Below are 20,080 nucleotides of genomic sequence, written 5' to 3'. Positions count from 1 at the left end.
GCGGGCCAGACGCAGGCCGCGCGACGGTCAGCGCTTGCGCAATTGAAAGCCGGCGACGGCGGCAAGGATGAAGCCGCGCGGAAACAGCCGCAGCAGGAACGGCACGAGCCGGATGCCCCAGCCCGGCAGCACGATGCGCTTGTTCGCCATCAGCCCGCGATAGCCCAATTTGGCGACCTTGGCTGGCGAGACATTGAGCACGGCCGAGTCGAAACCCGGCTGGAAGCCGGCGCGGTCCTGGAACTCGGTCGGCACCGGACCCGGACAGAGCGCGGTGACGCGGACGCCGCTTCGAGCAAGCTCGGCGCGCAACGCCTCGCTGAACGACACCACGTAAGCCTTCGAGGCGTAGTACACGGCCATTCCGGGACCGGGCAGGAAGCCCGCGACCGAGCCGACATTGAGAATGCCGCCGCGATGGCGGATCAGGCTGCTTGCGAAGCGCAGCGACAGGTCGGTGAGCGCGCGGATGTTGACGTCGATCATGCCGAGCTGCTCGGCGCGGTCCTTCTTGATCGCTTCGCCGAACACGCCATAGCCGGCATTGTTGACGAGATATTCGACTTCCACGCCCTGGGCGTCGAGCTCGGCGGCGATTTTGTCGCAGGCACCGGGTTGTCCGAGGTCGCAAGCGATCACGATGGGCGGCCCACCACCGGCGCTGCCGAGCTCGGCCGCAAGCGCCGTCAGGCGATCAAAACGTCGCGCAGCAATCGCCACGCGGTGACCGTGGGCCGCGAAAACACGCGCCAACTCCGCGCCTATACCCGATGAGGCACCGGTAATCAGCGTCACACGTTCCGTCACGATCTGCCGCTCTTAAATCAACAGGGAAATATCCGATTGCGGCGGCACGAGAGCATAGGCGTGCACCCCGAGGCAAGCCGCCCCCGGGCATCTCATGGTGGGTAAACCGGCATAACCGCCTTGGAATGCCTGATTTTTCGCGTGTCCCGGCGCCCCGCGACCCCGAACATTAAAGTTTGGTTATTCAGGCGTAACGAGCCGAAAAGACGGCCCGGCGCAGAGGCTCAGCTCTCGGACGGCTGGCGCGCGGCAGCAACACGATGCTTGAGCTCGATCCGGTCGCGCGAGGACACCGCGAGCAGGTCGGCGGCGCGCCACACCACATTGTCCTCGAACTCGCTGACCTGGCCGTCGGCATAGACCAGCTCCCACATCATCTCGACGATGCGGATGCGGCCGGGCTCGTCGACTTCGCGCATGATGACGCTGGTGAAATGGTAGAGGTCGACCGCTTCGCCTTCAACCAGCGTCGCCGAAGCGATGAGCTGGTCGGCTGCGCCGCGATCGAGGCCGAAGTGACTCTCGATCAGGCTGTGCAGCTTGCGCTTCTCGGCCGCCGACGGCTCGCCGTCGAGCGAGATCACGTGGATCAGGAGCGCGGTCGCCGCCAGCCGATAGCCGGCATCGTCGAAGGCGCGGTTGCCGTGCGGCGAAACGACGTCGGCAATGAATTGGCGGAGTCCGTCGAGCATCGCTTCCTGCCAGATGATACGGGCCGTCCGTCGCGGCGGCCCTGATGGTCCGATTCTAACATCGATGACGGGTAGGGCGCGAACGCCAGATCCACGCCACACGTGGATATATGAGTGGAAAAGCCCGCAAGCGCAATCGGAACACGGCCGCGCTGAAATTACCGATCGGCAATGGTCGCTCGTGCCTAAAAGATCAAGGTATCTCGTAGACCAGCACCTTGTCGGCGATCCCGCGCAGCGCCGCTTCCTTCGGGATCGGCCTGATCGCTTCGCGGTCGAGGATTTCGGCAACCGCAGGGGCATCGATCACAGGACCGGTAATGTGCATCTCCTGCGCGGTCGACAGGCTCTGCACGCGGGCCGCGATGTTGACGGTCTGGCCAAAATAGTCCTGCCGCTCGTTGAGCATCACCGCAAGACACGGCCCCTCGTGAATCCCGATCTTGACCACGAGATCGGTGGTGCCGCGCTCGGCGTTGAGCTTCTCCATCGCCGCGCGCATGCGCAGGCCCGCAACGATCGCATGTTCGGGCCGGATGAAGGTCGCCATCACGGCATCGCCGATGGTCTTCACCACGGCGCCCTTCTCCGAGGAGATGATCTCCAGCAGGGCCCGGAAATGCGCGCGCACCAGATCGAACGCGGCGAGGTCGCCGACCCGCTCATAGAGCGCAGTCGAGCCCTTCAGGTCGGTGAACAGGAAGGTCAGCGAGGTGATCTTGAGGCGCTGATCGACATTGAGGTTGTCGGCCTTGAAGACGTCGCGGAACGTCTGGTTCGACAGCATCCGCTTCGCGGTGAGGAACGGCCGGCGCTTGCCCAAAAGCCGATGCAGCGCGTCGCCTGCGATGAAGACGGACGGCAGCACGCGCACGTCGGCCTGGTTGTCGAGCGACAGCCGCAACGGTCCGGGGCGCAGCGTCATGTTGCCGGTCGGCGGATGCGCCTTGTTGTAGACCAGCGACAATTGCTGGCGCTCCTTGGTCGGCTCGCCCTGCACGTCGATGAAATGCGCCGCGTGCGTCACCGGCTCGAACACGATGATGAACTCGGACGGCAGTTGCAGCGACAGCACGGCCTTCTCGCCGGCCGGCAGCTCGAGCGCATCCAGCGTGACTTCGTCGGTCAGCGCGGCAAACGAATCCTTGTTGAGATCGATGCCCGAGCTCCAGAACACCTGCTTGAAATATTCCCACAGCGGCAGGCTGTGCGGATCATGCGCGGCAATGCGCCGGACGCGCGGGCTGACGGTGAAGGCGACCTCGACCTGCTCGTCGACGGAGGCCTCATAGCCGCAGGCGCACAGCCCGCAGTGATAGTCGTCATGGCGGAGCGATTTGAGGGTCGAATGCGCATCCAGCACGCCGCCGCAGCCAGGGCACAGCACGTTCCAGGTGAGATCGAACAGGCCCATCCGCGATGCGTGCAGGAAGCCCGAGATCGCCTGCTCCTCGTCGAGGCCGGCCCGCTTTGAAAAATCCAGCACGTTGATGCGGTTGAGCTCGTGGTCCTCGCCGTTTGCGATCAGGCGCGAAATGGCTTCGGCGACCGCCGGATCGGCCGTCTGCTTCAATACCGAGATCTGGGCCTGTATGTCGCTCATGCCAAGCAATTAGATGGGATCACCCGGCAGGGGCCGCAATGCCCATAGGGGCCCGGCCCCGAGCCGATCAAATTCTAGCGCACTATCTTGACGTTTTTTCTTCGCACCAGCCAGTCCTTCGATCGGCGGCCTAGTGCCCGCTTTCCGAAGTTCGCGATGCATCGCCGCGAGTTCGTGCACGAACTTCGGAAAGCAAAGGGCACTCGCAAATCTATGATTCCAGTGCCGCTTTCGATCTGACGTTCCTGAGACCATCTCGCCCCACCCGGTGCAGGAACTTTAGATCGGCGGCACTAGCGCGATGTGAGGGTAAACATGGGTGACCGGTCGGGCTGGGTGGTGACGACGCCGACCGGCACGACCGGTTCCTTGTCCAGGAGATCGACCCGGAAATTCGCGATCAGCTTGGCCAGCGCGATGGTCGCCTCGACCAGCGCGAAATGCGCGCCGATGCAGACCCGCGGGCCGACGCCGAACGGCAGATAGGCGAAGCGGTCGGGCGGCGGCGCGCCCGGCATGAAGCGCGCGGGGATGAAGGCATTGGGCTCGCGCCAGAGCTTTTCATGCCGATGCAGGATCCACGGGGCAATCAGGATCACGTCGCCCTTGCGGATCGTCCGCCCGGCCACGGTGTCGGGCCCGATCGCCGCGCGCGCGATCAGGAAGGCCGGCGGATAGAGCCGCATGGTCTCGTCGATCACGGCGCGGGTGAGCTTCAGCCGCTCGATGTCGAGCGCGCCCGCAGCCGCGACCCCCTTCACCTCGTCGGCGACCTGCTGCTGGGTCGCAGGATCGAGCGCCAGCAGATACAGCGTCCAGAACAGCGCGGTCGCCGTGGTCTCGTGGCCGGCGAGGATCATGGTCGCGACCTCGTCGCCGAGCTGCGTCTCGCTGAAGGCCGCGCCGGTCTCGGGGTCGCGCGCGGTGTCCATCAGGTCGAACAGGTCGCGCGGCGGCGCGCCCTCGGTCTTGCCGCTCGCGCGCCGCTCGGCCATCAGCATGGCGACGAAGCGCGTCCAGCGCTTGCGGAAGCGCGCCCGGCCGAAATCCCGCGGGCTCGGCCAGGACAACGGCAGCACCACGTCGAGCAGATGCGGAGCTGCGAGCGTGTCGGCGTACTCCATCACGAAGTCGCGCAATGTCGCGCCGTGGCGGTCCATCTCGAAGGAGAACATCGTGCGTCCGGCGATCTCCAGCGTCATGCGCTGCATGGTCTCGCGCAGGTCGATCGGGCGGCTGGTCATTCGCTTCAGCTCGGCGACGGTTTCGTCGGTCACCGCGATCATGTGCGGCACCAGCGTCGACACCGCGCGCGGCGTGAAGGCCGGCGCCAGCGTGCGGCGCTGATGCTTCCATGCGCGCCCCTCGGCGATCAGGAGCCCTTCGCCCAGCATCGGCCGCAGCACGCGATAGCCCACCGGCGTGCGCCGGTAGTTTTCGTAATTGTCGACCAGCACGTGCCGGATCGCGTCCGGCGTGTTGAAGATGAAGCTGCTGCGGCCGAGAAAGCCGCCCTGCAGGATATCGGCCTCGTAGGCGCGCTGGCTCCAGGTTGCGATCGCGCTCACGCGCATCGTTCTGATCTGGGTGAAGAAGCCCATGGTTTCCGGCGCGCGGGGCGGGCTCGGCGGCACCAGCGGCGCCCGGGCAGGCGGCGGTGCGTCATGGACTTCGGCGATGCTCACGTGAGGCCCTCACGATTGGTGTGCATTTTCCCCCGGCACAAGCAGTGCCCGCGGGTCCGTATTTTAGCGGTGCTTTGGCCTTATTGATGGCGGCTTAAGTACTGGACAGGCCATGGCTTTCGCGGGCATTTGTTGGATTCGCCGCCTCCTACGGCAGGCCAACGGAACCGCCCATGACCGACCAGCCGAAACGCTCGATTTTCGCCGCCGACGGGGTCGCCGCGCCGCTGCGATATGGGGTGTTCCGGCGCATCTGGCTAGCGAGCCTGCTCTCCAATCTCGGCTTGTTGATCCAGGGCGTCGGCGCGGCCTGGGCGATGACGCAGATGACTGACGACGCCGACAAGGTGGCGCTGGTGCAGACCGCGCTGATGCTGCCGGTGATGCTGATCTCGATGCCGGCGGGCGCGATCGCGGACATGCACGACCGGCGCATCGTGGCGCTGGTGTCGCTGGCGATCTCGCTGTCGGGCGCCACCGCGCTGGCGTTGCTGTCCTGGTTCGGCCTCGTCACCCCGAACATCCTGCTTGCGCTGTGCTTCGTCGTCGGCAGCGGCATGGCGCTGTTCGGCCCGGCCTGGCAGTCCTCGGTCAGCGAGCAGGTGCCGGCGGAAGTCCTGCCGTCGGCGGTCGCGCTCAACGGCATCAGCTACAACATCGCCCGCAGCTTCGGACCTGCAATCGGCGGTGTCATCGTGGCCACCGCCGGCGCGGTCGCGGCATTCGCGGCCAACGCGCTGCTCTATCTGCCGCTCCTGATCGTCATGTTCCTGTGGGAGCGGGTCCACGAGCCGTCGCGCCTGCCGCGCGAACGGCTCAACCGCGCCATTGTCTCGGGCGTGCGCTATATCGGCAACTCGCCGCCGATCAAGATCGTGCTGTTGCGCACGCTGGTCACCGGCCTGATCGGCGGCTCGATCTCGGCGCTGATGCCGCTGGTGGCGCGCGACCTGTTGCATGGCGGCGCGCAGACCTACGGCATCATGCTCGGCGCCTTCGGCATGGGCGCCGTGTTCGGCGCGCTCAATATCAGCGAAATCCGCAAGCGCCTGAGCGGCGAAGCCGCGGTGCGCGCCTGCGCGATCTCGATGGGCTTTGCGATCGCGGGCGTCGCGCTGAGCCGCGAGCCGGTGCTGACGGCGGCGGCGCTGGTGCTGGCCGGCGCGGTGTGGATGCTCGCGGTCGCGCTGTTCAACATCGGCGTGCAGCTCTCGGCGCCGCGCTGGGTCGCGGGCCGCTCGCTTGCCGCCTTCCAGGCCTCGATCTCCGGCGGCATCGCGATCGGAAGCTGGGGCTGGGGCCACCTCACCAATGTCGCCGGCGTCGAAACCGCGCTGCTGGCCTCGGCCGCGCTGATGCTGATCTCGCCCCTGATCGGGCTGTGGCTGCGGATGCCCCCTGTCGGCGGTCGCAACGAGGCCGCCGAACTGCTCGCCGATCCCGAGGTGCGGCTGTCACTCTCGGGGCGCAGCGGGCCGCTGGTGGTCGAGATCGAATACCGCGTCGCGCAGGAAAACGCCCGCGCCTTCCACAATGTGATGCAGGACGTGCAGCTTTCCCGGCAGCGCAACGGCGCCTATGGCTGGTCGATCGCGCGCGACATCGCCGAGCCGGAACTGTGGACCGAGCGCTATCACTGTCCGACCTGGCTAGATTACCTGCGCCAGCGCAACCGCGCGACCCGCGACGAGCGGGAGCTGCATCAGCGGGCGATGGCCTTCCACATCGGGCCTGATCCGATCCGCATCCGCCGCATGCTGGAGCGGCCGTTCGGATCGGTGCGCTGGAAGGAAGAGACGCCCGACCGCGCCACGTCAGAGGTGCTGCCGGTCGTCGCCAGCGCCGCCGGCAGCAGCACGTAACTTTTCGTTCGGTCATTCCGGGATGGTGCGTCAGCATCAGACCCGGAATCTCGAGATTCCGGATGCGCTCATTTCCTTCGCGCTCCGGAATGACGCTGGCGCGTCACTGCCCGTGCTCGGTCAGGATCTTGTCGCAGGCCTTGGACAGCCGGGCGCGGTGTTGCTTCAGGCAGGCCAGCACGACCTGATCGCCCTCATTCATGTGGGCGCGGCAGAAGCGGCTGACATCGCGCGCGCAGGCGTCGTGTCCGGTCTGGGCATGGGCCGCGAGAGCCATCATCGCAACGAGCGGGATGGCGAGTAGAAACCTGGTCATAATCACGTCTCTTTCCGGCATTGAACGCAACAAGCGGCATTCAGGCGCTGCGATCCTAGCATCCGCACCCGATTTGGGCAGCATGACATGGGGATAACGCAAGGCGGCGCAAGGCCATTCAGCCTGCGCCGCCTCGATGAGAGCAGCCGCGAGATCAGTTGGCGCCGTCTGATGTGGCGAGCTTCTTGCCGCGCTGCGCGGCGAGATCGCGGTCCATCACCGCGCGGCAGCCGGCGGAGAGCTCGGTGCGGTGCTTGAACATGCAGGCAGTGATCTTCGGAATGTTGGGGATTTCCGAGCTGCACAGGCGGAACGCGTCGCCGGTGCACATCTGCTGCGCTTCGGACGAGAAGGCGAAGCTCGCGGTGGAGGACAGTGCCGACAGCGAAGCGGCGAAAGCCAGGATCAAGCCGGCTCGGCGGACAGTGCTGGAGAAGGACGTGGTCATCTGAGGCTCCCTTGCTTGGCGACCTCGGCTAGCGCGAAGGCGCGGCGTGTTCTGATGGGAGCTACGATGCAGCCGAACGCCGGTTGCGACTGTGAGGCCCGTCACACAGTGAAGAGGCGGTGTGATACCCGTCACATAAATGCGACCCTTTGGATTCCCGTCACAAAAGCAGGCCGTGTTGGGAGGGCGTTAACACTTCCTTCGCATTAATGGTCGGGCACGAAAATTCAGTCGGTTGCGTTTTCTCGGGAAAGAGTGGCGATGCGTAGTGCGTTGGGCCTGATGCTGGCCAGTATTGTTGCGGCGGTCGTGATCGCCGGCGTGTGGTTCTGGACAGCGGCGCCGCGCGCCGATGCGGCGGCCCCCCAGACCGTCGCCGCCAGAAAATCCGATCCCCTGTCGCCGGCCGCAGCCAGGCTGATGCCGAAGGACGACGTCGCGGTCACCGCATCGCTCTCGGGCCGGCAGATGGTCGCAGAGAGCGCGCCGGCGCCTGCCCCCGCCGCCGCGCCGGTCGCTCCCAGGACGGCGGCCTGCGCCAACCCGGACGCGCTCGGCGTTTCCCGCGTGGTCGAGATCGACACCACGGGAGGACCGGGCTTCGGCTTCGAACAATTCAAGCAGCTCGACTTCCTGCAGGACAAGGAGGTGGTGCTGACCTTCGACGACGGCCCCTGGCCAGGCAACACGCCCGCCGTGCTGAAGGCGCTCGACGAGGAGTGCACCAAGGGCCTGTTCTTCTCGATCGGCAAGCACGCGACCTATCATCCCGAGATCCTGCGCCAGGTGCTGGCCGCCGGCCACACCGTGGGTGCGCACACCTGGTCGCACGCCAATCTCAACTCGAAGAAGATGACGGAGCAGCAGGCGAAGGACGAGATCGAGAAGGGTTTCAGCGCGGTCAAGTTCGCGCTCGGCACCAATCCGGCGCCGTTCTTCCGTTTCCCGCAGCTCCAGCAAAACCAGGCGACCATTGCCTATCTCGGCTCTCGCAACATCGCGATGTTCTCCTGCGATCTCGACTCCTTCGATTTCCGCAAGACCAGCACGCCCGAGAAGATCGTGCAGACCGTGATGGGCAAGCTGGAGAAGACCGGCAAGGGCATCATCCTGATGCACGACTTCCAGAAGCACACGGCCGAAGCGTTGCCGACGCTGCTGCGGCAGCTCAAGGCCGGCGGTTACAAGGTGGTGCAGATCAAGGCGAAGACGCAGTTTGCGAGTCTGCCCGAATATGACGAGGCGCTGATGAAGGAATTGAAGGTGCCGGCAGCCGTCTCCTCACGCCCGGTCTCCAGCGTGGTGCAGACGGTTTCGCAATAACGCCCGCAAGCCAGGAACAGACGACAAAGGCGCCCTCGGACAAAATCCGCAGGGCGCCTTTGTTTTTTCCGCGCTTACCAGTAGATGCCGTGGCGATGCAGCTCGCTGATGATGCGCGCCTCGGTCCAGACCTTCTTGTGGTGCGGCCGCTCGAATGCGTTCGACCGCTCGGGAGAGAACGGCGGCGTTTATTTGTCTCCCGCTCCGCTGAAGTCGCAGTAGCGTGACGGTGTCGCACCATTCTTGCGGGACCTCGCCCAATAGGTGCAGTTCATCAAGACCTGCGTTCGTGGCGGTTGACCGCAAGTGCCCGGCTTTATCTTATCGAAGTTGTCCGCGTACTTCGTTCTTGTGAAATTCATGTACACACGCTTCGTGTTCCGATCGATCGTGAGCATGCTTTGAAAGCAGTTGGTGGAATCTTCGGCGCCGACTAATACGCCTTTCTGGAGCTGGTGCATGGTGTAGTCGGCCATGTCTAGATCGAGAGAGCAGTTGGGATTGTCGGTATTGGGCTTCTCTTCCTTGGCCCAGGTGACGACCTTTGCGACGTGGCATGTAAGGGATTGTCGGCCGTTCTCATCGGTCTGCTTATCGCAGTTGACCATGGTGAGGTTGAAGTTGGGCTGCGAGTTCTCGTCCGGCTCGTTCTGTATCCTAAACGTCCCAACGGCCGAGATGCCGTAGTCGCTTTCTTGAAGCCCGCTTCGATCGTAGGTGCCCAGGATGTCGAGGTTCGCGCAGGAGTTCAGGGAAGCCGCGGATGCGGCCATGCCGCCCGGTAGAAATGCGAGAACAATAGCAGCGATAGTGATCCGTCCCACGAAAACCTCCCGTTTAAGCGGCTTAAAACTTGTAAGTTGTCGGGTAGCTATGGTGCAATCCCCGGAAAGTCGGATTTTAAGGGGGGTTAGAAATGCCTGAGCCTGACAAGGCAGAGGTGAATGCGCTGTTGAAGTTTGTCATGGGGCTGTGGGCCACACGTGACGAACGAGGCGCGGCGAAACAATCCGGGAGGCTGCGGTTCTGGAAAGACGGCGTGCTGGAACAGTTGCGAGTGTTTGCTGATGGCAAAGGAACGTCACAAACCTACAAATCGCTTCGCAGCAAACTTCGCAACAGCGCGGACGAAGCCACGGCCGCTATCGTCTTGCTGAAGAAGCTACGGAACAAGCTCGGCGGCGGCGCGATCGCCAGAGCCATTGACGACGTTCTCAACCACGAGGATTTCGGGAAGCAGAATATCAGGAACGAAATAAAGTTGTTCCTGAACGAAGAGCTGACGAACGAAGAGCAGCAATACAGAGCCGGGCAGATTTGCGATCACATAGAACGGCTGAACTTGTCGCTAGATCGGCTGCACCGGCTCGTTTACGACGAATGACAGGAGCAACGGATGAAGCGCGATCTTGGATTGGTGAGGGAGCTGCTTCTGAAGCTCGAAGCCCTGCCGATGGAAATGTCCGGCGCGGAAACAATCCAGCCGAACGATCCGCGTATTGCAGTCGAGGGCTATTCCGAAGAGGACATCGCCTATCATCTGCAGCTGTTGCAGGAGCGCGGTTTGGTCGAGGTTTCTGACTCGCAACCCATGATCGGTATTACGTTCACGCGGCTGTCGTGGCAGGGGCATGACTATCTCGATGCGGTTCGTGATCCCAAAATTTGGCACAAGACGAAAGAGGCCACCGATAAGGTCGGGAGCTGGACCTTCGAATTTGTGAAGGAAATCGCAAAGGGCTACATCAAGAGCGAGCTACAAAAGCTGGGCATTCCGGGCATGTAATGCAAAAGGCTCCCGATCTGGGAGCCTTTATGTTTTCAGCTTGGCGCTAGTCAGCGTAGGACGCGAGCCAAGTGTAACGACCTTAGCCGAGGCTGCCGATGTCTAGTGTGATCTCGCTGGCGCCGGGCTGCGCCGCGAGCCTTTCGTTAGCGCGCTGCTCGATGAGGGCGCGGTGCTTCACCAGCGCGGCCGTGATCTTCTCGCTGTTGATCACGAACGTCTCGCCCGAAATGCGCGCCAGCTCTTCGGTGCCGACCCTAACAGGCACGAAGCGAGTGCCCTCATGCGCGGGCCACGTGACAAAGTAGGCGCTGCGCTCGCCCGGGCACCGGTCGCTCCGGATAGACCCATCGGCGGCGTTAGGCGCCCCTCCAAGGTCATTGTCATGATGTTTGGAGGGGACAGTGTTCGGCAGATTGTCGAGCGTAAGCACGTTGATCTCCTTGGTGCCGGTCGCCAAAATATGGATCGACCAGCCGCGCCTTCAAGGCAGACGCGCGTAGGAACGGCATCGCCAAGTATTGGAGCCGAGTCCCTGTGTGTGTCTGGAAAGATCGAACGGAGCACGCCTCGAAAGATTCAGTGGCGGCTTCTCGCAGTCTTCTCGCTGACAAAGCCGAGCGCCCAGCTCACTTGAAATCGCGCAGTAATTTGTCAGTGATTTCAGCGTGATATGGTGGTGCCGCAAGAGGGACTCGAACCCCCGACCCCGTCATTACGAATGACGTGCTCTACCAACTGAGCTATTGCGGCGACCGGGCGCGGTGCGGAAAACATCCGGCGCGGGCCACCTGATACCGGGCGTGGCGAACCTTGGCAAGGAAAACGCCCGCCGGCCGTCCGCGATCAGCCGCCCCAGCGGGTCAGGAACCCGCGCCAGCCGCCGGCCTGCGCCTTGGCCGGCGCGATTTGCTCGGAAAACTCGTCCGGAGGCGCTTCCTCGTCGATCCCGGGATCGTCGGGCGGGCGGATGATCGGAATCACCGCCGGAATCGGCGCCGCCGGCTTGGCAAGATCGGCGCGGGCGCGGAACAGAGGCTGCGGCGATTCGGCTGCGGCAGGTGGCGCGGCGGCAGGCGGCGGCACGGACGCGGGCTCGGCCGGGGCAGGGGCGGGCGGCGCTTCCGCCGGCTTTGGCGCCTCCTCGACCTCGCGCGGCGGCTCGGCGAGACCCTCGCTGGGCGCGAGCGCGCTGGGCGCGGCCGGCGGCGCCAGCCGCGCGTCCTCCGACGGCGCGGGCTCGATCGCACCGGCCTGGTCGGACGGCAGGCTTGCGACCGGGGTCTGCCAGCGGAACGCATCGAGCCGGCCGGTAACCGGCGACACCGGCCGCCAGCGGTCGCTGACATAACCGTCCGCAGTCCAGGCCGGATCATGGCGGGCGCGCACCGCGCGCAGCGTCCAGGCCCGCGCACGGCCACTGTCGCCGTGCTCGCTGCGCTCGATCTCGGCCATCAGCAGCGCCACGCGCTGCGTCGGATTGTCGGTAAACGGCGCCAGCGCGGCGCGAGCGCGGCCGAATTCGGACGCATCGATCGCGGCACGCGCGATCGCCAGCGCCCCCTCGATATGGCCCGGCGTCTTCGCGGCCAGCGTCTCCAGACGCACCAGGCGCGCCTTCGCGGAATCCCCGAGCCGCACATGCGCGTAGGCGTCCGCGAGATCGGGATGCGGTTCGGCAAGCCACGCCGCCTCGACCAGGCGCATCGCGCGCCGCACCTGATGCGCCTCGCTCTCATATTTCGCGGCGAGCACCGCGGCCGGCACCAGCGTCGGCGCAAGCTTCACGGCTTCCATCACGCTCTCGCGAGAGAGGTCGCGATCGACCGTCTCGAGGTCGAGCGCGCGCGCCGCGAGCAGCACGCCGCGCTGACGGCGATAGGTCGCCTTGTCGATCAGCCCGGCCGTCTGGTTGTTGTCGAGGATGCGCAGCGCACCGTTCCAGTCGCCCTTGGCGCAGCAGAAGCCGAGCACCGCATGCGAGGCCCAGGGCGAGGACGGCGCGAGCTTCAGCGCCTCTTCCGCGATCATGACCGCGGCCACCGCGTCGTCGGCGCGTTGCGCCTCGATGAACAGGCCACGCAGGCCGAGCAGGCGGGTGTCGTCGCGCTCGGCCATCGCGCGGAAAGCCGCTCGCGCGCCATCGCGGTCGCCGTCGAGTTGCGCCGACTGCGCATGCAACAGCAGCGCCAGCGGATCATGGCCGGCATGGCGGCGCGCCATTTCGGCATGCTGGCGGGCGGCCGACGCATCGCCATGGCCGACCGCGAGCAGCCCTTGCGTGATGGCGTTGCGGCCGCGCGCGGCGCGACGTTCGCGCCGACCGTGCCGGATGCGCCGCGGCATGCGCCACAGCATCGTGATGATCGACCAGACGATGATGGCTGCAGCCACGAGGATGCCGAGCCCGAGCGCGAACACCGGCAGCGTGGCCGAGATGCGGTAGCCGCCCCACGACAGCACGATGTCGCCGGTCTGGTCGGCCATCCAGGCCGCGCCCGCCGCCGCGAGCGCGATCAGCACCAGGAACAGGATTATCCGGACCATGGAAACCCTACTGTTCCGGCTTTGCGAGCGCCGCCATCGCTTCGGAGGCGAAATTGCGTGAGACCGACAGCGCCGCATCGCGGGCGTCGGCCTTGTCGATCCAGGCCTGCGCAGGCGCGCGGTCGGCCGGCGGCAGCGTCAGCAATTCGCGGCGCGCCTCGGCGGAATCGTTGCGCAGGGCGGCCGCGGTGGCGCGCGCCACGACGGCGTTGCGGTCGTTGCCGGTCGCGTCCGTGCGCTCGATACGCACGAGCTTGGAGGCGCCGGCCTGCAGGCGATCGATCAGTCCGGACTCGGGGCTGGTGCTTCCCGCTGAAGGCGTCAGCTTCGGGATCAGCGCCAAGAGCTCGCGGTTGAGCTGGAACGGGTTCGGCACGCCGGTTGCGGCAAAGGCGTCGAGCGGCTTCAGCGCATCCGGATTGGGCGCGAGCGCCCTGGCGGAAGCGAGCAGCGCCGCGAAAGGATGGCCCTGCTGCACGGTGATATCGAGCAGGGCGGCCGCGACCAGCCGCCGCAGCGGCAAGTCGTCGGCCGGCTTGCTCTCGGCATTCTTCTCCGGCGCCGCGCTCTGCGTGCGGCTGGTGCGCTCGAGCTGGCCGATACGCTCATTGAGGGCAGAAAGATCGGCCGAGGCGTCGGCAGGCCTGGCGACGGTGGCGAGCTTCTCCGACTGCGTGCGCAGATTGGCGACGTCGCCGCGCAACGCGGCAACCGATTTGTCCAGCGCATCGAGCCGCGCCGCAGCCGCGGTATCGGTTGCCGGCTTGGCGAGCCTGCTCTCGAGGCTTGCCACGCGCTTGCCGAGATCGTCGATCGCGGCCGGGTTGATCGGCGGCGCGGCCGGCACAACCTGCACTTGCGGCCAGCCCAGCATCCAGCCGACCGCGATCACCAGCGCGGCGGCAACCGCGCCGGAAAATGGCGCGATCACCCAAGGTGAGATCGAAGAAGGCGAGATCGAGGAAGGCGGCGCTGAAGGCGGGATCGAAGCCGGTCCTTCCGCAGATGCCTGCGGCACGTCGTCTCGGGAGCTCTCCACCTCGCTCGCCGCCGCCGCCTCGGCCGCGGCTTCTTCGCGCTGTGCGCCTTCCGTTCGCTGTGCGGCTTCTTCGCGCGGCGCGGCCTCTTCTCGCTGCGCGGCCTGGGTCGCCGGCGCCTGCGTGGAGACGTCGGTCGCCTCGAGATCGATGGTTGGCGGCGTCCGCTTGGCGCGCGCCGCCTCGGGCGTGGCCTTCGTGTCCTGCGAATTGTCATCGACCATCGCGGTTCCCTAATCGTTCCGGGCGGCCCATTTTTGGTCAGCCGATTCCGGCCGCCGTCTTACGCCAATCCGGAGCGCAAAGCACGCCGAAGCGTCTCAAACAAGGCATTTTCATCCGGCGCGGCCGCGACCATGACCTGCGTGGCGCCGGCCTCGCGCAGCACGGCGGCGACTGCCTCCGAGATGCAGCCATGCGGGATCGCGAGCGCGGAAATCTCCACGCCCTCGGCGCGGGCGGCATCCAGGAACGCCCGCGCGCCGCGCCGGGAATAATGCAGCACGGCCTCGATCGCGTTCGCGACAAAGGCCTCGCAGGTTTCGCGCGGCAGCTTTGCCACCGGCACCATGCGGTATGTCGTCTGCGTGACGACGGTGAAGCCGCGCTCGCCCAATTCGCCGGCGAGATCGCGCGACAGGTCCGCGCCAGCAAGATAGAGCAGCACGCTCGATTTCTTCAGCGCCTTCGCCTGCACCCGGGCGAGCAGCAGGTCGCGCAGCCGCACGGCGTCACCCTCGGCCGAAAACACCTTGGTGAAACCCGCCTCCCGCGCCGCTTCCGCGGTGTGGCCGCCGACCGCAAACAGCGGCCGCCTGGTCAGCCGGCTGTCGACAAGCTGCGGCTTGATGGCGCGGAGCGCGTTGGCCGAGGTGACGATCACGGCATCGCAGTCCTCTTCGGCCTCCTGGGGCAGCGCGAGCGCCTCGAAGCGCAGCACCGGCGCCAGCAGAACCTGGAGCCCGCGCGCGCGCAGCCGCGCGGCGGTGGCATCGGCATCGGGCTGCGGGCGGGTGATCAGGATGGCCATGAAATCCAGGGGCTCCGCAGGCAACAGAAGGACAAAGCTGGCCGATTGCGCTTGGCGACCCGGCAATGCTACCGAAACAGGGAAACGCCGTTTTAGACGCTAAGGCAAGGGCGCAAAATTGGACAGCGACAGACCGATTCTGGTGTTAGGCATCGAAACCACCTGCGACGAAACCGCCGCCGCCGTGGTCGAGCGCCAGGCGGACGGATCGGGCCGCATCCTGTCCAACATCGTGCGCTCGCAGATCGCGGAACACGCCCGCTTCGGCGGCGTGGTGCCGGAGATCGCCGCGCGCGCGCATGTCGACGTGCTCGACCGCCTCGTCGCATCAGCGATGAAGGAGGCCGGTGTCGGCTATGCCGAACTGTCCGCCGTCGCGGCTGCGGCCGGTCCCGGGCTGATCGGCGGCGTCATCGTCGGGCTGACCACGGCGAAGGCGATCGCCATGGTGCACGACACGCCGCTGATCGCGGTGAACCATCTGGAGGCGCATGCGCTGACGCCGCGGCTCACCTGCGCGCTCGCATTTCCCTATTGCCTGTTCCTTGCCTCCGGCGGCCACACCCAGATCGTCGCCGTGACCGGCGTCGGGCAGTACGTCCGGCTCGGCACGACCGTCGACGACGCGATCGGCGAGGCCTTCGACAAGGTGGCGAAGATGCTCGCGCTGCCCTATCCGGGCGGCCCGGAAGTCGAGCGTGCGGCCGCGGGCGGCGATCCCGCGCGCTTTGCCTTGCCGCGGCCGATGCTCGGCCGCGCCGATGCCAATTTCTCGCTCTCGGGTCTGAAGACGGCGGTGCGCAACGAGGTGAGCCGATTGATGCCGCTCGAAGCGCAGGACGTCCGCGACCTCTGCGCCAGTTTTCAGGCCGCGGTGCTGGAATCGACCGCCGACCGCCTGAGCGTCGGCGTAAGACTGTTCCGCGAACGGTTCGGCGCGCCCCGCGCGCTGGTCGCCGCCGGCGGTGTCGCGGCCAACCAGGCGATCCGCAGCGCGCTGCAGGATGTCGCGGCGAAAGCCGAGACCACGCTGATCATCCCGCCGCCGGCGCTGTGCACCGACAATGGCGCGATGATCGCCTGGGCGGGCGCGGAGCGGCTTGCGCTCGGACTCACCGATACGATGGACGCGCCGCCGCGGGCGCGCTGGCTGCTCGATGCCAACGCGAGCGCGCCGGCGGGTTATGCGAACACGCGCGCAGGTTTTTGACCGATGTCATCATTCCAGTCCATCGGCGTGATCGGGGCCGGCGCCTGGGGCACCGCGCTGGCGACGGTCGCTGCGCGCGCCGGGCGCGATGTCACGCTCTATGCGCGCGATGCGGCGCATGCGGCACGGATTGCGACCAGCCGGATAAATCCGCGACTGCCCGGCGCGACGCTTGCGCCCGGCATTGCCGTCACCAACGACATCGCGCTGGCGGGCGGCGCCGACATCATCCTCGTCGTGACGCCCGCGCAGCATCTGCGCGCCGCCCTGCTTGCGCTCGGCCCGCATCTTTCGAAGGACACGCCCGTCGTCGCCTGCGCCAAGGGCATCGAGCGCGGCACGCACAAATTCATGACCGAGATCATCACTGAGGCGGCGCCGCACGCGGTGCCCGCGATCCTGTCCGGTCCGAGCTTTGCCGACGATGTCGCGCTGGGCTTGCCGACCGCGGTGACGCTTGCCGCGCATGATGAGGCTCTCGCCGCCGGGCTCGTGCAGGCGCTGGGCTCGGCGACGTTCCGGCCCTATCACACCTCCGACGTCCGCGGCGTCGAGATCGGCGGCGCCGCGAAGAACGTGCTGGCGATCGCGGCCGGCATCGTGGTCGGGCGGCAACTGGGCGCGTCCGCGCAGGCGGCGCTGACCACGCGCGGCTTTGCCGAGCTGGCGCGGTTCGGCCGCGCGCTCGGTGCGCGCTCGGAAACCCTGGTCGGCCTCTCCGGGCTCGGCGATCTGATCCTGTCGTGCTCGTCGCCGCAGTCCCGCAATTTCGCGCTCGGGCTTGCGCTCGGGCGCGGCGAGCCGAAGCCGGCCGGCAAGCTTGCGGAAGGCGAATTCACCGCCCCCGTGCTGGGGGAGCTTGCGGCCGCGCGCAAGGTCGACATGCCGGTGTCGCAGGCGGTCGCGGCGATCCTTTCCGGCGCCATCACCATCGAAGCCGCGATCGAAGGCCTCTTGACGCGGCCGTTCAAGGCGGAAGAGTGATACGGCCTCAGCCCAGCACGAAGTCGACGAGATCGCCGAGGCCCGCACCGACACCGTCCGCGGCCACGCCGAGTTCTTCGCCGGCGGCACCGGCGCGATTGACCCAGAAGGTCGGATAGCCGAACCATTTGGCGCCGGCCGCGTCCCAGCCGGCAAACGCCGCAAAGGCGATCTGCTCCTTGTCGAGCCTGAACGCGTCCAGCGCCATCCGGTAGGCGCGCGGATCGGGCTTGAACGCCTGCACCCTGTCGGTGGTGAGGTGGCCTTCGAAAAAGCCCTCGAGACCGGAATTCTTCACCGCCGCATCCAGCATCGCCGCGGTGAGGTTGGAGAGAAACGCCATGCGAATGCCGGCATCGCGCAACATGATCAGCGCCGGCCGCACGTCGGGCCAGGCTTGCAGCGCGAGATAGGACTGCATCAACTGCGCGCGCTCGGCGACGCCCGGTTGCAGCTTCAGCGCCTTCGCCGCGAACAACAGCGCTTCCTCGGTGACCTGCCAGAAATCGGCGTAGCGAGCGCCGAGCGTGCGCAGCCAGGTGTATTCGAACTGCCGCGTCCGCCAGATCTGGCTCAGCGCCTCGCCCTTGCCCGGAAAGAGCTCTTCGGCCTTCGCGAACACCGGGCGCGGATCGATGATCGGAAAGCCGTCGAAGGCGACCGCCTTGATCGCGGTGCGGCGGCCGGCAAGGCCGCGCACCGCCGGCGCGGCAAGCGACGCGGCGGCGATGCCGGCGGCGAGCAGGTTTCGGCGACTGGTGCGCATGATGCTTCCTTGCCTTCCCCGGCATGGAGAAATCACGACATCGTTGATCGGCACAATGCGTCATCTGCGGCATGGATTATTCTGAATTTCAGCAGAATGGAGCCGCGCGTGGATCACCTGGACCAGCTCCGCCTTTTCCTCGCCATCGTCGATGCCGGCAGCTTCGCCGCCGGCGGACGAAAGTTCGCGCGTTCGCCCTCCTCGGCGACGCGGATCATCGCCGAGCTGGAGCAGCGGCTCGGCACGCGCCTGTTGCAGCGGACGACGCGGAAATTGTCGCTCACCGACAGCGGCGCACGGCTGGTCGAACAGGCGCGCCGCCTGCTCGGCGATTTCGACGAGGCGATTCGCTACGCGGTCGGCGAGGGCGGCCGGCTGCGCGGGCCGATCCATTTGTCCGCGCCGATCTCGTTCGGCAACCGTCACGTCGCGCCGGTCGTGCGCGACTTCCTCGACGCGCATCCCGAGATCACGGTGCGGATGACGCTGGAGGACCGGCTGGTCGATCTGGTCGAGGAACGGATCGACGTCGCGATGCGCATCGGGCACCTGGAAAACTCCTCGCTGGTGTGCAAGCGCGTCGGCATGCTGCGCCGGGTCGTGGTGGCAAGCCCCGACTATCTGCGCAGACACGGCACCCCGCGGACGCCGGAGCAGCTCGCTCGCCATGCCGCGGTGTCATTCGTCAATCATGCCAATCCCGCGGCCTGGATCTTTCAGGGCAGGGATCGCAAGCCGCGCAAGGTCGGCGTGCCGAGCCGGCTCGAGGTGAACCGGGCCGAGGCCGCGATCCTGCTGGCGCGGCAGGGTATGGGGCTGACGCGCGCGCTGTCCTACCAGGTTGCCGACGACATCGCGCGCGGATCGCTGGTGCGCCTGCTGAAAGCCTACGAGCCGGCGCCGATCCCGATCCACCTCGTCTATCCCAGCGCCCGGCTACTGGCGCCGCGGATCCGCGCCTTCCTCGATTTCGCCGCGCGCCGGATTTCGTCGCTCGCGTTCAACACGACCTAGCGACGCTTGACGCCGCCGCGATCCCTGTCTTGATATGGCGGCTGGCAAACAGGGCGCGTGGTGGCACGATGAATTACTGGCTGGTGAAATCCGAACCGTCGAGCTGGTCGTGGGACCAGCAGGCGGCGAAAGGCGCCAAGGGCGAGGCCTGGACCGGCGTGCGCAACTTCACCGCGCGGCAGAACCTCGTGAACATGAAGAAGGGTGACAAGGCGTTCTTCTATCATTCCAACGAGGGCAAGGACATCGTCGGGATCGCCGAGATTATCAAAGAGGCCTATCCCGATCCGACCGACAAGACCGGAAAATTCGTCTGCGTCGACATCAAGGCCGACAAGGCGATGCCGAAGCCGGTGACGATGGCCGCGATCAAGGCGGAGAAGAAGCTCGCCGCCATGGCGCTGGTAAAATATTCGCGCCTCTCGGTTCAGCCCGTCACGGCGGAGGAATGGAAGCTCGTCTGCAAGATGGGCGGGCTGTAGCTCGGCCCGCGACCGACGCCCCCCGATTGTGATCGACCACCGGGAACCATCGGCAACGCGGAACGCCTATATACTTCGTCGTACCCCTCAACGGAGGAGGTTTGCATGAAGGTCGCACTGCTTTCGATGACACTGCTCGGCGCCCCATTGACACCGGTTTCCGACCGCCTGCCGGAAGTGAACGTGGACGCGCTGTGCAAAGGCAGGTCGGCACAGGACAGGCTGATGCAGCTTCCCGAGGCACAGCCCGTGCCCGATTGCGTCCGCGATGAAAAGGATGCCAGGCAGAGGCTGGATGCGGTGTGGGGATCGACATCACCTGCGATTCGCACGCGCTGCCAAAGCGAAGCCCGCGCGCTCGGCACAAAAGGCTATCTCGATCTCCTCACCTGCATCCAGATGGCCGAGGACATACCGCCGCTGACACCGGCGACCGAGCGCAAGAGCCGAAACAGGAAATAGCCGGAGCGCGCCGAGCGAGCGGATCG

21 protein-coding genes and 1 tRNA gene are annotated in these 20,080 nt (G+C 66.3%); 9 read left to right on the top strand and 13 right to left on the bottom strand.

Annotated features, from left to right (window positions below):
• Positions 1 to 27: 27 nt before the first annotated feature.
• The 4 genes from QOU61_RS01460 to QOU61_RS01445 all read right to left on the bottom strand — a co-directional run bounded on the left by QOU61_RS01460 (position 28) and on the right by QOU61_RS01445 (position 4,787).
• Positions 28 to 807: an SDR family NAD(P)-dependent oxidoreductase gene (locus QOU61_RS01460; RefSeq protein ID WP_289656377.1), complete on the bottom strand. Its 780-nt coding sequence runs from the start codon at positions 805 to 807 to the stop codon at positions 28 to 30.
• 224 nt (positions 808 to 1,031) lie between these two features.
• Positions 1,032 to 1,499 (bottom strand): tellurite resistance TerB family protein, encoded by a 468-nt coding sequence (locus QOU61_RS01455; protein ID WP_289656376.1) that lies wholly within the window; start codon positions 1,497 to 1,499, stop codon positions 1,032 to 1,034.
• Positions 1,500 to 1,692: 193 nt separating this feature from the next.
• Entirely contained in the window at positions 1,693 to 3,102 is a 1,410-nt protein-coding gene (locus tag QOU61_RS01450; RefSeq protein ID WP_289656375.1) for an adenylate/guanylate cyclase domain-containing protein, read from the bottom strand.
• A gap of 293 nt (positions 3,103 to 3,395) precedes the next feature.
• Positions 3,396 to 4,787 (bottom strand): cytochrome P450, encoded by a 1,392-nt coding sequence (locus tag QOU61_RS01445; protein ID WP_289656374.1) that lies wholly within the window; start codon positions 4,785 to 4,787, stop codon positions 3,396 to 3,398.
• A gap of 173 nt (positions 4,788 to 4,960) precedes the next feature.
• Between QOU61_RS01445 and QOU61_RS01440 the strand changes: the two genes are divergently transcribed.
• On the top strand, positions 4,961 to 6,649 hold the full coding sequence (locus tag QOU61_RS01440; protein WP_289656373.1) for an MFS transporter: 1,689 nt from the start codon (positions 4,961 to 4,963) through the stop codon (positions 6,647 to 6,649).
• Between the two features lie 103 nt (positions 6,650 to 6,752).
• Here QOU61_RS01440 and QOU61_RS01435 read toward each other — a convergent pair whose 3' ends face one another.
• Entirely contained in the window at positions 6,753 to 6,965 is a 213-nt protein-coding gene (locus tag QOU61_RS01435) for a hypothetical protein (protein WP_289656372.1), read from the bottom strand.
• 154 nt (positions 6,966 to 7,119) lie between these two features.
• The gene (locus tag QOU61_RS01430) at positions 7,120 to 7,413 is read right to left on the bottom strand and encodes a hypothetical protein (RefSeq protein WP_289656371.1); all 294 of its coding nucleotides are present in this window, start codon (positions 7,411 to 7,413) and stop codon (positions 7,120 to 7,122) included.
• A 261-nt stretch (positions 7,414 to 7,674) separates the two neighbouring features.
• Between QOU61_RS01430 and QOU61_RS01425 the strand changes: the two genes are divergently transcribed.
• The gene (locus QOU61_RS01425) at positions 7,675 to 8,736 is read left to right on the top strand and encodes a polysaccharide deacetylase family protein (RefSeq protein ID WP_289656370.1); all 1,062 of its coding nucleotides are present in this window, start codon (positions 7,675 to 7,677) and stop codon (positions 8,734 to 8,736) included.
• Positions 8,737 to 8,924: 188 nt separating this feature from the next.
• Here the strand turns inward: QOU61_RS01425 and QOU61_RS01420 are convergent, their stop codons facing one another.
• On the bottom strand, positions 8,925 to 9,560 hold the full coding sequence (locus QOU61_RS01420; RefSeq protein WP_289656369.1) for a hypothetical protein: 636 nt from the start codon (positions 9,558 to 9,560) through the stop codon (positions 8,925 to 8,927).
• A 92-nt stretch (positions 9,561 to 9,652) separates the two neighbouring features.
• On the opposite strand from QOU61_RS01420, the gene QOU61_RS01415 reads away from it, so the two are divergent.
• A complete protein-coding gene (locus QOU61_RS01415) occupies positions 9,653 to 10,120 on the top strand; it encodes a hypothetical protein (protein WP_289656368.1) in 468 nt (155 codons plus the stop codon).
• Between the two features lie 12 nt (positions 10,121 to 10,132).
• Positions 10,133 to 10,522 carry a DUF2513 domain-containing protein gene (locus QOU61_RS01410; RefSeq protein ID WP_289656367.1) on the top strand — a complete coding sequence of 130 codons (390 nt, stop codon included), beginning with the start codon at positions 10,133 to 10,135 and terminating at the stop codon, positions 10,520 to 10,522.
• An 82-nt stretch (positions 10,523 to 10,604) separates the two neighbouring features.
• Here QOU61_RS01410 and QOU61_RS01405 read toward each other — a convergent pair whose 3' ends face one another.
• The 5 genes from QOU61_RS01405 to QOU61_RS01385 all read right to left on the bottom strand — a co-directional run bounded on the left by QOU61_RS01405 (position 10,605) and on the right by QOU61_RS01385 (position 15,136).
• On the bottom strand, positions 10,605 to 10,955 hold the full coding sequence (locus tag QOU61_RS01405; protein WP_289656366.1) for a hypothetical protein: 351 nt from the start codon (positions 10,953 to 10,955) through the stop codon (positions 10,605 to 10,607).
• A 244-nt stretch (positions 10,956 to 11,199) separates the two neighbouring features.
• Positions 11,200 to 11,275: transfer RNA gene (locus tag QOU61_RS01400), tRNA-Thr, on the bottom strand.
• 93 nt (positions 11,276 to 11,368) lie between these two features.
• Entirely contained in the window at positions 11,369 to 13,069 is a 1,701-nt protein-coding gene (locus QOU61_RS01395; protein WP_289656365.1) for a heme biosynthesis protein HemY, read from the bottom strand.
• Positions 13,070 to 13,076: 7 nt separating this feature from the next.
• A complete protein-coding gene (locus tag QOU61_RS01390) occupies positions 13,077 to 14,330 on the bottom strand; it encodes a COG4223 family protein (RefSeq protein ID WP_289656364.1) in 1,254 nt (417 codons plus the stop codon).
• A gap of 59 nt (positions 14,331 to 14,389) precedes the next feature.
• Positions 14,390 to 15,136, bottom strand: a complete 747-nt coding sequence (locus tag QOU61_RS01385) for a uroporphyrinogen-III synthase (RefSeq protein ID WP_289656363.1) — start codon at positions 15,134 to 15,136, stop codon at positions 14,390 to 14,392.
• A 136-nt stretch (positions 15,137 to 15,272) separates the two neighbouring features.
• On the opposite strand from QOU61_RS01385, the gene tsaD reads away from it, so the two are divergent.
• Both tsaD and QOU61_RS01375 read left to right on the top strand, forming a co-directional pair.
• Positions 15,273 to 16,346: a tRNA (adenosine(37)-N6)-threonylcarbamoyltransferase complex transferase subunit TsaD gene (gene tsaD / locus QOU61_RS01380; protein ID WP_289662162.1), complete on the top strand. Its 1,074-nt coding sequence runs from the start codon at positions 15,273 to 15,275 to the stop codon at positions 16,344 to 16,346.
• A 3-nt stretch (positions 16,347 to 16,349) separates the two neighbouring features.
• Entirely contained in the window at positions 16,350 to 17,330 is a 981-nt protein-coding gene (locus QOU61_RS01375; protein WP_289656362.1) for an NAD(P)H-dependent glycerol-3-phosphate dehydrogenase, read from the top strand.
• Positions 17,331 to 17,337: 7 nt separating this feature from the next.
• On the opposite strand, the gene QOU61_RS01370 is transcribed toward QOU61_RS01375, so the two are convergent.
• Positions 17,338 to 18,096 carry a haloacid dehalogenase type II gene (locus tag QOU61_RS01370; protein ID WP_289656361.1) on the bottom strand — a complete coding sequence of 253 codons (759 nt, stop codon included), beginning with the start codon at positions 18,094 to 18,096 and terminating at the stop codon, positions 17,338 to 17,340.
• Between the two features lie 108 nt (positions 18,097 to 18,204).
• Here QOU61_RS01370 and QOU61_RS01365 point away from each other — a divergent pair, with 108 nt between their 5' ends.
• From QOU61_RS01365 to QOU61_RS01355, 3 genes are all read left to right on the top strand, one after another.
• Entirely contained in the window at positions 18,205 to 19,110 is a 906-nt protein-coding gene (locus QOU61_RS01365; RefSeq protein ID WP_289656360.1) for a LysR family transcriptional regulator, read from the top strand.
• A gap of 68 nt (positions 19,111 to 19,178) precedes the next feature.
• On the top strand, positions 19,179 to 19,592 hold the full coding sequence (locus tag QOU61_RS01360) for an EVE domain-containing protein (RefSeq protein WP_289656359.1): 414 nt from the start codon (positions 19,179 to 19,181) through the stop codon (positions 19,590 to 19,592).
• Positions 19,593 to 19,697: 105 nt separating this feature from the next.
• Positions 19,698 to 20,054, top strand: a complete 357-nt coding sequence (locus tag QOU61_RS01355; protein WP_289656358.1) for a hypothetical protein — start codon at positions 19,698 to 19,700, stop codon at positions 20,052 to 20,054.
• The last annotated feature ends 26 nt before the right edge of the window (positions 20,055 to 20,080 follow it).

Origin of the sequence: Bradyrhizobium sp. NP1, from assembly GCF_030378205.1 — a bacterium.
Classification (GTDB): domain Bacteria; phylum Pseudomonadota; class Alphaproteobacteria; order Rhizobiales; family Xanthobacteraceae; genus Bradyrhizobium.
Note: the sequence above shows the minus strand (reverse complement) of the source record. Positions and strands in the feature narration are given on the sequence as shown.